Source organism: Pseudoalteromonas luteoviolacea (assembly GCF_021654285.1).
Lineage (GTDB): Bacteria > Pseudomonadota > Gammaproteobacteria > Enterobacterales > Alteromonadaceae > Pseudoalteromonas > Pseudoalteromonas luteoviolacea_J.
The window spans coordinates 185,615-197,842 of sequence record NZ_JAKFZS010000001.1; the positions used below are offsets into that span (position 1 = coordinate 185,615).

11 protein-coding genes and 1 pseudogene are annotated in these 12,228 nt (G+C 40.8%); 8 read left to right on the forward strand and 4 right to left on the reverse strand.

What is annotated here, in order from left to right:
* Positions 1-12: 12 nt before the first annotated feature.
* From ilvC to L1077_RS00595, 4 genes are all read left to right on the forward strand, one after another.
* Positions 13-1,485: a ketol-acid reductoisomerase gene (ilvC, locus tag L1077_RS00580; protein ID WP_237135149.1), complete on the forward strand. Its 1,473-nt coding sequence runs from the start codon at positions 13-15 to the stop codon at positions 1,483-1,485.
* Between the two features lie 182 nt (positions 1,486-1,667).
* On the forward strand, positions 1,668-3,572 hold the full coding sequence (locus L1077_RS00585) for a methyl-accepting chemotaxis protein (protein ID WP_237135150.1): 1,905 nt from the start codon (positions 1,668-1,670) through the stop codon (positions 3,570-3,572).
* A 101-nt stretch (positions 3,573-3,673) separates the two neighbouring features.
* Positions 3,674-4,861 carry a tetratricopeptide repeat protein gene (locus tag L1077_RS00590; RefSeq protein WP_237135151.1) on the forward strand — a complete coding sequence of 396 codons (1,188 nt, stop codon included), beginning with the start codon at positions 3,674-3,676 and terminating at the stop codon, positions 4,859-4,861.
* Positions 4,842-5,741, forward strand: a complete 900-nt coding sequence (locus tag L1077_RS00595; protein WP_237135152.1) for a M20/M25/M40 family metallo-hydrolase — start codon at positions 4,842-4,844, stop codon at positions 5,739-5,741. Before L1077_RS00590 ends, L1077_RS00595 begins: the two co-directional genes overlap by 20 nt.
* Before the next feature lie 14 nt (positions 5,742-5,755).
* On the opposite strand, the pseudogene L1077_RS00600 reads toward L1077_RS00595, so the two are convergent.
* Positions 5,756-5,953, reverse strand: a pseudogene (locus L1077_RS00600) (GIY-YIG nuclease family protein); the annotation flags it as partial.
* 155 nt (positions 5,954-6,108) lie between these two features.
* Here L1077_RS00600 and L1077_RS00605 point away from each other — a divergent pair.
* On the forward strand, positions 6,109-6,468 hold the full coding sequence (locus L1077_RS00605; protein WP_237135153.1) for an outer membrane protein assembly factor BamE: 360 nt from the start codon (positions 6,109-6,111) through the stop codon (positions 6,466-6,468).
* 64 nt (positions 6,469-6,532) lie between these two features.
* Here L1077_RS00605 and L1077_RS00610 read toward each other — a convergent pair whose 3' ends face one another.
* A complete protein-coding gene (locus L1077_RS00610; RefSeq protein WP_237135154.1) occupies positions 6,533-7,867 on the reverse strand; it encodes an ankyrin repeat domain-containing protein in 1,335 nt (444 codons plus the stop codon).
* Positions 7,868-8,142: 275 nt separating this feature from the next.
* Here L1077_RS00610 and L1077_RS00615 point away from each other — a divergent pair, with 275 nt between their 5' ends.
* Entirely contained in the window at positions 8,143-8,334 is a 192-nt protein-coding gene (locus L1077_RS00615; RefSeq protein ID WP_237135155.1) for a DUF2897 family protein, read from the forward strand.
* Between the two features lie 38 nt (positions 8,335-8,372).
* On the opposite strand, the gene L1077_RS00620 is transcribed toward L1077_RS00615, so the two are convergent.
* Both L1077_RS00620 and bamC read right to left on the reverse strand, forming a co-directional pair.
* Positions 8,373-9,743, reverse strand: a complete 1,371-nt coding sequence (locus L1077_RS00620; RefSeq protein ID WP_237135262.1) for a YjiH family protein — start codon at positions 9,741-9,743, stop codon at positions 8,373-8,375.
* 65 nt (positions 9,744-9,808) lie between these two features.
* A complete protein-coding gene (gene bamC / locus L1077_RS00625) occupies positions 9,809-10,870 on the reverse strand; it encodes an outer membrane protein assembly factor BamC (protein ID WP_237135156.1) in 1,062 nt (353 codons plus the stop codon).
* A gap of 311 nt (positions 10,871-11,181) precedes the next feature.
* On the opposite strand from bamC, the gene L1077_RS00630 reads away from it, so the two are divergent.
* Positions 11,182-11,715, forward strand: coding sequence for a glycine cleavage system protein R (locus L1077_RS00630; RefSeq protein ID WP_237135157.1), 534 nt, complete (start codon positions 11,182-11,184; stop codon positions 11,713-11,715).
* Positions 11,716-11,724: 9 nt separating this feature from the next.
* Positions 11,725-12,195: a thioredoxin-dependent thiol peroxidase gene (gene bcp, locus L1077_RS00635; RefSeq protein WP_237135158.1), complete on the forward strand. Its 471-nt coding sequence runs from the start codon at positions 11,725-11,727 to the stop codon at positions 12,193-12,195.
* Positions 12,196-12,228 lie beyond the last annotated feature (33 nt).

A 12,228-nucleotide genomic window follows, 5' to 3' on the forward strand; every position in this document is an offset into this window, starting at 1 on the left:
GCAGGATCTGACATGGCGAATTATTTCAACTCTTTACCATTACGTGAGCAACTGGCTCAATTGGCACAATGTAAGTTTATGGACCCCTCAGAGTTCAATGACGGTGTAGAAGCATTAAAAGGCAAAAAGTTGGTGATTGTTGGTTGTGGCGCACAAGGGCTAAACCAAGGTCTTAACCTGAGAGATTCTGGGTTGGATGTATCATATGCACTTAGGCAATCTGCAATTGATGAAAAAAGACAATCATTCCTCAATGCCAGTGATAATGGCTTTGTTGTCGGTAACTATGAAGAGCTCATTCCAACAGCGGATTTAGTGCTCAACTTAACGCCAGACAAACAACACTCAGCCGTTGTCACAGCAGTGATGCCGATGATGAAGCAAGGCGCTACACTGGCCTATTCACACGGCTTCAATATCGTTGAAGAAGGCATGCAAGTACGTGAAGACATTACGGTCATCATGGTTGCACCAAAATGTCCAGGTACTGAAGTAAGAGAAGAGTATAAACGTGGCTTTGGTGTACCAACGCTTATTGCTATTCACCCAGAGAACGATCCTGAAGGGAAAGGCTTAGCACAAGCAAAAGCATATGCAGCAGGTACAGGTGGACACAGAGCTGGTGTCCTTCACTCATCGTTTATCGCCGAAGTGAAGTCTGATTTAATGGGCGAGCAAACTATTTTGTGCGGCATGCTACAAACCGGCTCACTACTTTGCTTTGACAAAATGATAGAGCAAGGCATCGCCCCAGACTATGCATCCAAATTAATTCAATATGGCTGGGAAGTCATCACTGAAGCACTCAAACATGGCGGTATTACCAACATGATGGATAGGCTCTCTAACCCTGCAAAAATCAAAGCATTTGAACTCAGTGAAGAGCTTAAAACGATTATGGCGCCGCTCTATAACAAACATATGGATGACATCATCAGTGGTGAATTTTCTAGTGGCATGATGGCTGACTGGGCAGAGGATGATGCAAAGCTACTTGCATGGCGTGCTGAAACCGCTGAAACCGCTTTCGAAAAACAAGCAAATACTGAACAGCATATATCAGAGCAGACGTTTTTCGATAAAGGCATCTTGATGGTTGCTATGGTCAAAGCGGGTGTTGAGCTAGCTTTTGAAACTATGACCGCTGCAGGAGTCATCGAAGAGTCAGCTTATTATGAGTCTTTACACGAAACGCCACTTATTGCTAACACAATTGCACGTAAAAAGCTTTTCGAGATGAATAGAACCATCTCAGATACTGCCGAATACGGGTGCTACTTGTACAACCATGCTTGCCTACCACTGCTGAAGCCATTTATGGAGAAAGTTAGCAGTGACGTAATAGGTGCAGGTTTAAGCAATACTGACAACTATGTTGATAATCAAAAACTTATAGCTGTAAACAGCGCAGTTAGAAACCACCCTGTTGAGGTTGTTGGAACAGAATTGCGAGGCTATATGTCTGCCATGAAACGAATTGTATAAACCAGTTCGCTTGTTAGAACCAAGGCCCAACAGTGAAAACTTTGGGCTTTTTTTCATACATTTAAATGAGGAATATAATAAACTACTCATAAATTTATACGGCATAACGAATAAATCTATATGTGTTAATTATTGACCATGTTAGAATTATCACCACGCGGTAATCAGTTTCTGTAGGTTAAATGAGTAACACCAGCTTTACAATCACTCAAAAAATCACCATCCTAGGTAGTGCAACAGCAATATTAGTTGCTAGTTTAATTGGCTTTATTTCGATTTATCAATCCAAATCTATGGTTGAATCTAGAATGCTCGGTTCTGAGCTACCAAGCAAAGTCGAAAGTATCACTAAGTCTCTTGAGCAAGAAATTGTCGTATTAAAAAATGCGGCAGAGCAACTCTCTAGTAACCGATTCATACTTGAATCAGCTAAAAATGGTCAGTTAAACGAAGATCTTTTACTTAGCGAACTAAAAAGACTACAGCAACAATATGGTTTGGCTACAGCCTCTTGGGCAAATAGACAAAACAACAAATATTGGAATCAAGACGGCTTCTTACGTGTGCTGAATATGCAACAAGATAGTTGGTTTTTTGCTTTTACCCAAAGCAGAAATACCTATTCGATTAGTATTTTTCAAGAGTCACCTGGTGATGTGAAAATGTTTGTCAATCACCAGCAAACCAATGGGATTGGCCTTGCAGGTCTTGCTAAAAGCATTGACGACATGCAGCAAAAGCTTGCCAACATGCGTATTGAGCAAACTGGGTTTGTCTTTGTAGTTAATCAAGAAGGCCAAGTACAACTACACCCTGATGCCAGCTTGGTCGCAAAATCAACGCTTGCTGACTTTTATGGCGCGCGCTCGGCAAGCGAACTTCTAAATAACTCACGATTAAATATTTTAGAGTTAACGGCTAATGAGCAAGCGGTGCTCGTTGCTGCGCACCGTATTCCAGATACAGACTTGTATGTCATTGCTCAGGTGCCTCAGCAAGAAGTATTTGCTCAAGTCACTGAGCTGCAATGGCAGATAGTAACTTTTGCACTCATTATAGCTTTCGTTGCGAGCATTTTTAGCGTATTGCTAGCACGTACTTTAAGCGCACCATTATTAAGAATGGCAGACGTATTTAAGCAATTGGGTAGTGGAGATGCCAATTTAAACTATCGCGTACCGCGCTCTGAGCAGCCTGAGTTGGCAGCACTTGGTGACGGTTTTAACCAATTTATTGGTAAAATAGACACAGCAATAAGTAAGGTAGCAACAGAAAGCAGGGACATTCGCGCAGCCAGTGAATTAGTTTTTGAGCAAACGCAACGTAACTCTCAGTCTCTTGATGAGCAAAAAAATCAAACTATTTCGGTCGCAGCTGCTATAAATGAAATGGCAGCGACAGTACAAGAAATTGCAGGCAGTGCGAATAATACTGCCAAGCTAACGCTGGCCAGTAAAGAAAGCTCACTTGAGAGCCACAGCTGCGTACAAACCAGCCAAGAAACCTTGATGGAACTGGCCACGGATATTCAAAATATGGCAACCCAAGTTGAAACCCTTGCAAGCAAAACGCAGTCCATTGCTAATATTCTAGATGTGATCAGAGGTATATCTGAACAAACAAACCTATTAGCATTGAATGCCGCCATCGAGTCTGCAAGAGCCGGTGAACATGGAAGAGGGTTTGCTGTCGTTGCAGATGAAGTACGCGCACTGGCCAGTCGTACATCTCAATCAACTGACGAGATCCAGGCGACAATAACCGAGCTCACCGCAGCATCTGATTCAATCGTTGAACAGATTGCACTGTCATCACAACAAGCTGAACACAGTGTATCTCAAATGCAAACGTCGGTTGAACTAATGGATAGCATCACAGAAACTGCAAATCAAATCAATGATATGACAACACTCATTGCAACTGCGACAGAAGAGCAAAGCAATGTAGTTGTCGATGTCGGCAGGAGCATAGAGCAGATCAGTGTAATAAGTGATGAAGTCATGAATGATCAGCTCAGTACTGAGCAAGCCATTCAGCAATTGGCTGACTCAGCAAAGGAATTAGACAAATTAGCTGCCAGCTTTTAGAATAAAAGCTCAATAATCAAGCAACGCTTTGTAACAATTTTTTCTGTATTTACTCTCAAGGTTCGCTAGTCTAGTAATAAAAGGCTGTGGGAGTAAATAACATGAAAATCAGTTTTCAAAGCGTCGCTTTAACTCTTTCTTTCGTCATATCAAGTCTTGCACTGAGTGGTTGTCAAACAACGAGAACGGTCGACCCAAATAACTTAACCCTACTGAACCAGGCACCATTCGAAATACTGAAGGTCGAATCTCAGGAAGAGATATTCGTTTTAGACAAGCAAATAATAAGTTCTCTGCAAAAATTATTTAGACAAAATGATCAACCAGAGATAAAGCAAGCACAACTCGTTATGCAGTTTTTACTAGAAAATGGAGATGAATCACTATTGTATATGAGTGATGCTAATCTTACAGCATCACAGACTTACCAAAACCTTAACGCCAACTGTTTATCTTTATCAATTTTAGCTTACAGTTTGTCAGATTTTTTAAATCTTCAAGCCGAATTTCAAAAAGTACATGTTCCAGAATATTGGGCTACCAGCCGAGGCTATAACTTTCTAAGTGGTCACATCAATCTAAAAATTCATGAAGACAGAACACGTTATTATACTAAACAAGTACTCCATACGACTCCAAGAACATTAACCATCGACTTCGATCCCAATAGTCGACAACAAGCTTTTAGAACGACTCCCATCACTAAAGACCGTGTCACAGCTATGTTCTATAACAATAAGGGCGCGATCAATATGGTCGAAGGTAACCATGACCTTGCCTTTAGTTATTTCAAATCTGCTATCGAGTTAGACCCTAACTACACCAGTGCTTGGGCTAATCTCGCAATACTGTATCGGATAGCAGGCGAGTTCGATACCGCCGAGGTTTTTTATAACCAAGCAATATCTTTAGATCCTAATAACAACACTGCAAAAGGGAATTTAGCCGTGCTATATGATCTAACTAATCGCACCAAGCAAGCGGAAGAAATTAGATCTGCCCTGCACAACTACAGAAAAAATAACCCATATTATATCTTAACGCTTGGCAATCAAGCGATGGAAGAAGGCAAGATCAATAAAGCAATTAGGCACTACAGAAGTGCGCTTAAGATTAACAGTCAATTACATGAGGGGTATTTTGCGCTTGCCAAAGCCTACTTCGCAAAAGGCGATTTAGTACAAACAAAGCACCATATAAAACGCGCACTAAATCATGCTGAGTTCGAACATAACCAAAAACAATATAGGGGTAAACTGGAGTGGCTAGATGCAGTGGCTAAAAATTAGACTGCTTATTATATTATTGTGTTGCTGCGAAGCATATGCACTTGAACGGGATATGCGGGTATTAACCAGCCCCGAATTCGAAGGAAGGCCATCTGGGGCAGATAAACCACATCGCAGCGCACATTATATTACTCGGCAATTCGAAAAGTATGGCCTTGATGTTCACTTTCAGCATTTTGAGTTTGAATATGGCTTTTTCGACTCTGCATCAGGCCATAATGTGGTTGCAACCCAAGCATGTCAGCGTGCGCAGTGCCATCACCCAATCGTAATTACTGCCCACTACGATCACTTGGGTACTCGCGGCAGTAGACATTACCCAGGTGCAAATGACAATGCCTCTGGGGTTGCCGTCATGATAGATATCGCTAGGCAATTACAAGGAGTAAATATTGCTAGAGACATCATCTATGTGGCAACGGATGCTGAAGAAAAAGGTCTGCATGGTGCAAAAGCGTTTGTAAAAGAGCTGGGTGAGCAACAAGTTTATATAAATATCAATCTTGATATGCTCGATTTACAGAAAAAAAATCGTTTATACGCACTTGCCTCGCGCACCCTAAAACCTTTTGAAGCACAAATTGAAGAAACCTTTATGGCGACCCCTGTTAAATTTAGGCTGTTTTTCTCAGCTAAAATCATGGCCCGAAGGTTAGCTGCACCTCAGGTTGACTGGCTAAGAGCTAGTGATCATTACCCCTTTCATAGAGCGGACATTCCATTTATATACTTCGGTGCAGGCATGGATAAAAACCATCATTCAGTTAATGACTCATTGGATAAAATCAATTTTGAAAAGCTCACACAGGTCTCAAATGCGATCACTAAGTTTGTGCTTACATTAGTATCTGAGCCTGATAACGCCTCCACAACCAGTTGACGCTTTTGTACTTTTGAGAGTTGCTTTATTCGCCACTCAAGCTTTGCAGCTTCCACTTTTGTCAGGCCTGATACTGCCATGATCAATGAGATAGGGCCTTTACCACGTAGACTTTTAGCGCCAGTCCCCTTGTTATGTTGATTAACCCTCCGCTCTAAATCGTTAGTTATCCCTGTATACCAATGGCCTAGTTTATTCTCCACGATATACACATACCAAGTGTTGATAGTGTGTTTATTTTCATTCAAATTTAAATTCTCAATTTTAGAAACTTTTTATAAATTCAACAGTCGAAATGCACAATCTACTTTACCTTCTTAGTGCAATCTGTATCATTCGTAATAACCTAAAATAAGGATACACATACATGCAGTACAATAAACCCCTTATGACTTGGCTAGTCGCCGCCATAATGACTATATTTTTGTCCGGTTGTTCAAGCTGGGTTTATAGGATAAACGTGCCTCAAGGCAACTTTTTGGAGCAGTCTGATGTAGACAAACTCCGAATCAATATGACCAAAGAGCAAGTTATGTTCGTTTTAGGCACACCTGTTGCTAAAGACGCATTTGACTCATCAAAGTGGCACTATAAATACGTGTTTAACATAGATAGAGAGTCTGAAATTCGCAAAAGTTTAGTGGTGCACTTTAAAAATAATAAATTAGCTAAACTCACTGGTGACTTCGAAATCCCAGCTGAGTTTAATACACCATTAGATAGTTAAGCACATCAAGCATAAATGGCAGGTAATCACCTGCCATTCAATCAACTCAATACCAAACATCCAACTAAATAGTTACTACCGCCAAACACATAACCACCGTAAAAATAGCTTGAATAAATAAGCTAACCCAGCTCAATGCCCCCAAGAAACGTAAACTTAATGGCAGTTTAGTTGTCGGAAAAAGGCGGCGATTTTTTAGTAGTCGCGCGAGTGCAAAAATAAATAACGTACAACTTGAGAGCAGTAGCACCATGGATAATTTGTTATCGCGGTCCACATCTAAAAAAAGTACTAACTGTAGAGGTAAAATCAAAACAGTAAACGCTTTCAAGATGTAAACTCTTAAAATTCTCTGGTATTTAGCTTCTTCACTTAGCTCAATAATACCGCGTTTTTCTAAATACTTTTTCGAATTTACAGATTGATGTTCTGTTGCTAGTCGATATGGCGTGCAACCAGCTGCATCCGCAAGTCTTGGATCAACTCCCATGTCTTCAACCAGCTCAAGCATAGGACGAGAATTTGATAACACGGCATAGTGCATTAGGTTTCTCCCTAAATCATCCAAAGATATTCCACCATGGAACTCTTTAAGCGCTTGCGCTGCACTAACAAACCCTTTCTCAACAATCCACATCATTGCAGATTTACCTGCGCTATCAGCGCCATGCCCTCTTGCCCCCTTTTCAATCAATGACAACATACTTGACTGCTTTGCAGCACCAGACATCACCTGTTCTAAAAGCGCATTATCAAGTATTTGCAGACGCTCTTCCTCATTGCATAATAAGGTTAACAGACCTTCACAGTCATAACCGTTATTAAGACTTTGAACTGCCTCAGCTTGGGTAAGTGCCATATTTTCTAATACTTCTTTATAACAAGCGGTCAAACAATCACGACTATGTTGGCCACCGTGAATCCATAATTCACATGTCTGTGCGGGAGAAAGTACAAACCCCTTAGGCAGTAGCCAACATAAAGTTTTAAATTGCTTATACTTTAATAACAAATCTATAAAAGAAATTTTGTTTTGAATTTTCGCCTGTGATGCAATACTAGAGTACTGAGATAAACAACCTAGTAGCTTAACCGTTAGCTCATCTCGACTTACGCCTGCTTGTTCAATATGATTGAGTAGTTGTGCCACGTAGTAGTGTTGTTCTTCGTCATAGTCGTCGATATGTTGAAAAAAGCAAGACTCAAATGGATCTAAAGGCTTTAGCCATGCCACATAAAAAATGGGCGGCAATACTTGAAAAATAACGCCTTGCTCATCTTTCACCACTTCACATTCAGGCCAAGCTTCTAACGCATCGAGAATAAACGCGCCATTATCTTCCACGAGACCTTTTAGCAAAAGCGGAAACTGAGAAGGCCAAATTAAAACTTGCTCCATGGGCGCACAAACCATTTAATTAGTAATATCAAAATAACATATCTCAAAGGCCACATTTACCACAGCCTCAGACTGCAGAATGATACCAAGTGTAAACGTAAAAAGCTGCGAATATCGCATACTATTTACAATAGTTTCTCTTACTACCAGTAGCCACGGTATAAACTCGTACAATAGCGATGATTTTAGTAGACTAGGATGTAATCAGTAAACAGATACGTGTTAGCCTATGGATATCAGATTTATCTACGCTGAACACGACAAATGGAGCCATTTTGGAAAAGCTAGAAACCTGGAAAGTCATTTTGATCATTGTTGCCGTTCTAGGCTATATCATCGGTAACATTATGTTGCTCAAATATGCCAATAAATTTGATGTGAAGGGCAAAATCGACAAGCAACTCAAATCAAATGAACAAGAAGGTAATAAAAAAGGCCAAACCGAAGATAGAGATGAATCGAAGTAAGCAGTGAGTACCCAAACGCACTCACTGCCAATAGCCTACTAACCTACAAGCCAATGTGCCATCAATGCAATGACAGGTAAAGTCACCAAAGTTCTCAAGATGAATACCGCAAAAAGCTCAAAGATGTTAACTGGGATTTTGCTGCCCAGTAGCAATGCGCCTACTTCAGACATATAAATCAATTGCGTTACGCTAAGTGCGGCAATGATAAAGCGAGTTACATCGCTTTCAATATTGCTCGCTGCTAATATTGATGGAATAAACATATCAGCAAAGCCAACCACTATGGTTTCTGCCGCTTTTGCAGCTTCAGGCACTTGCAGCAACTCTAAATATGGAATAAATGGTTGACCTAAAAACTGAAAGATTGGCGTTTCTTCAGCAATGATCAATGCAAATGTGCCTACAGCCATGACCACTGGTAACACGGCAAATAACATATCCAAGGCATTTGATATACCTTCTTTAACCGTCCCTTTTACACCCGGTGCATTATGTGCTTTTTGCAAAGCAACATCTAACGCATGTCCAAATAGAGTCTTGCCTTCTGGGACCGCCTCAGAATCTTGGTTGTGTGATGAGCCATCAACGTAGATATCTTTCTTAAAACTCAGCGGTGGAAGCCTTGGCACAATAATCGCCGCCACCACACCAGCCGCACACACTGTTAAGTAAAACGGTGCAAATAAATGCTCTAACTTAACCTGGCCAATCACGACCAAGCAAAAAGTAATAGACACTGCAGAAAACGTGGTACCGATAATAGCCGCTTCACGCTGTGTATAGTGTTTGTCTTCATACTGACGTGAAGTCATTAAAATACCGACACTGCCATCACCCAGCCATGAAGCTACACAATTAACAGCGCTGCGCCCCGGGACACCAAATAGTGGCCTCATTACCTTTGTGAGCAAAGTACCGACTAATTCTAGTAGTCCAAAGTTAAGCAATAAAGGTAATAGGAGACCAGCAAACACGAAGACAGAAAATAAGACAGGTAATAAATCGTTTAAAACCAATGCCCCTGTACCACTAGAGTGAATTAGCTCAGGTCCCACTTTAAAGAATGTCATTAAGATAAATAACATACCGAACAATCTGGTGATAACCCAAATCCAGCTCACATCGAACAGGTGTCTGATAAGGTCATTCTTTAATAAAATTGTTGGCTTAAATAACTTAACTACGACGCTGAGAACCCCAGTTATACATACGATACCAACTATCAATGCATGTATAAAAGGACTCGTTAAGCTTTGCAACTCTTTTGCTAACACAGCAATAGGAATTGTCATCGCATCGCCTATTGCGACAGGAGTCATAAACAGGAACACACCCACAAGTGACGGTACTATAAAAGCAAACCAAGTTCGCCAATTTACCGAAGATGTTTGCGTTGTATCTGACATCATTTCTAAATCCCAAAAAAAGAAAAGAGCTGTCGCTCTTTTCTGAACTACTTTGCGGTTTGTAATTATATACTTAGTCCGCGACTTCTTAGCGCTTCTACTAGCCCTTGCTGGAGCGCTTCCATTGTTGTGGCATCCAGAACATTGCCTTGCGCATCAAGCCACGTTAGTGAAGTTTGCTCATCATCCGTCACACCTACTTTGATAGTATAATCACCATCTTCGAGTGTCAGTGTTGTCTCTTCTTCGCCCCAAATAGAATCCCACACACTATTTTCAGGCGCTTGGTATCTCACTAACACTTCATTTGAATCTTCTTCGATACGAATAACAGTAAAGTTTACTCTTTCAAGGAAATTTGATAAACGCTCCATTACAGACACTCTATCAGCAAGTGTGATCAGGGCTGCGTTTCCTTCGTTATCAAAGCCTAAGTCAAGAGACAATACACCTTGCTGTTTACGTAACTCAACTTCTAATAAGCGGTATCTATAATCAAACTCAGCAACCACTGCATTTAACGCGCGCACTTCTAGTTGCTGTTGTAATAAAGGATCCAATGCGACTTTGTCACTTTGATAGTCTAATAACCTTGCCTCAAGAGATGCTGTGCGCTGATGCTCTTCTTGCGATAAAGTAAACTCAAAGCGCTGTCTTGATACTTCAGTAATGGTCTCCCAGAACCAGCCTTCTTCTGCCTTAATAATTGAATACCAACCAGTCACAACTCTATCATTGGCGCGATCATCTTCGCTTATCGTGGTTTGGTTGTTTTTAAGTACTCCCTCAACAGCCTCCCAGATAAAAGCATCTAAGGCTTCGATACCATCATTTTTATCAAAATAAATACGTGCTATATCTTCTTTATCTTCAGCCCAGCTGCCTTTGGCAAGAGTTAATACCTGCTGAGGAGGACGATAACTGAGCGGTTCAGCATCGTTTTCATAAACAGCTACATTCATTTGAAATTCTTTATCTTGAAAAGGTTGCTCGAGATCTGCTGGAACTTGCACAGCCTCGTGGACACGATAGTTTTTCTTATGATGCGTGTCACTGGTGAAAACACTACAACCTGATAAACCGAGTATAACGCCGAACGTTAGCGCTTTAGGGACCCAATACTGCACTAATAAAACTCCTTAGCAAACCCACAATATAATTATTCTTTCACTTAAGATTAAGGAATGCTGAAATGGTTCACTGCCAGCCACACTAATTTTTCTAGAGAGCAGGCAATTAAATTTCAAAAAATCTGCACTATGTTACTTGGCAAATTCAGCAAACACAAGAAACACGCGCTCGAATTGTCTGATCCTTAAAACAGTACAAACGTAGTGACAAGTAGGACTGGCTTTTAATCTATGATAGTATGCGCCGCTATATAGTTTTAATACAGCCTCTATGACTCACTTTGGCGCAAGCTAACTAGGACGTCGGTATGACTACTTTTACTTCACATCAACTTGTTTTAACTGCTATAGGGGAAGATAGATCTGGCATTGTCAGTGAACTTACTCAGCTAGTCAGCGAGTGCAACTGTAACATCATTGACAGCCGTATCGCCATTTTAGGCAATGAATTTACATTTACTATGCTGCTCTCTGGGGATATAGCTGCGATCAGTCGAGTTGAGCACACCCTGCCATCTAAAAGCATGGAGCTAGGCTTACTCACAATGATGAAGCGTACCTCTAGCCACACAGAAAACGACTTCAGTGCGGGCTATACGTTGGAATATACTGGCATTGATACGCAAGGTACATTGAGCAGAGTAACGCGCTTTTTTGCCGAGCAAAACATCAGTATCTGCTCGCTCAAATCAGATACCTTCGAGGAAGACGAAGAGCTACGCATGCGCTGCGAGCTGGAGTTTAACACCCCCTCTGAATTAAATTTTGAACAATTTAAAGTAAAGTTTGAAGAACTATCTAGTATTTCAAACGTACATTATGTTTTCAGACGCATTCGCTAAGGATCATTAATGAATACATTACAAGCAGGTGATAATGCACCTAGTTTTACATTAGAAAACCAAAATGGTGAAACAGTTGCGTTAAATACGTTACTAGAGACCACTCAAGTTTTAGTCTACTTTTACCCAAAAGCACTCACTCCAGGTTGTACGGTCCAAGCAGAACAGCTTCGAGACCACAAAGCGCAACTCGCTGAGCTTAATACTGTTGCAGTTGGTATCAGCCCAGATCCGGTTAAAAAACTTAAAAATTTTGAGACTAAAAAAGAATTAAACTTTGACCTTTTATCAGACGAAGACCACGCCATCGCAGATGCATTTGGTGTTTGGGGCCTGAAAAAGTTTATGGGTAAAGAATATGATGGTATTCACCGTATTAGTTTCTTAATTGGACAAGACGGTGTAATCAAACACGTATTTAATAAGTTCAAAACAAAAGAGCACCACCAAGTGGTTATTGATCACCTGTCTGCTCAATAATTAAAAAACCCAGCTTAGAGCTGGGTTTTTTAT

Coding starts and splice junctions, on each gene's coding strand:
- ilvC (WP_237135149.1), top strand. CDS start 13: ATGGCGAATTATTTCAACTCTTTACCATTACGTGAGCAACTGGCTCAA.
- L1077_RS00585 (WP_237135150.1), top strand. CDS start 1,668: ATGAGTAACACCAGCTTTACAATCACTCAAAAAATCACCATCCTAGGT.
- L1077_RS00590 (WP_237135151.1), top strand. CDS start 3,674: ATGAAAATCAGTTTTCAAAGCGTCGCTTTAACTCTTTCTTTCGTCATA.
- L1077_RS00595 (WP_237135152.1), top strand. CDS start 4,842: ATGCAGTGGCTAAAAATTAGACTGCTTATTATATTATTGTGTTGCTGC.
- L1077_RS00605 (WP_237135153.1), top strand. CDS start 6,109: ATGCAGTACAATAAACCCCTTATGACTTGGCTAGTCGCCGCCATAATG.
- L1077_RS00610 (WP_237135154.1), bottom strand. CDS start 7,867: ATGGAGCAAGTTTTAATTTGGCCTTCTCAGTTTCCGCTTTTGCTAAAA.
- L1077_RS00620 (WP_237135262.1), bottom strand. CDS start 9,743: ATGTCAGATACAACGCAAACATCTTCGGTAAATTGGCGAACTTGGTTT.
- L1077_RS00630 (WP_237135157.1), top strand. CDS start 11,182: ATGACTACTTTTACTTCACATCAACTTGTTTTAACTGCTATAGGGGAA.
- bcp (WP_237135158.1), top strand. CDS start 11,725: ATGAATACATTACAAGCAGGTGATAATGCACCTAGTTTTACATTAGAA.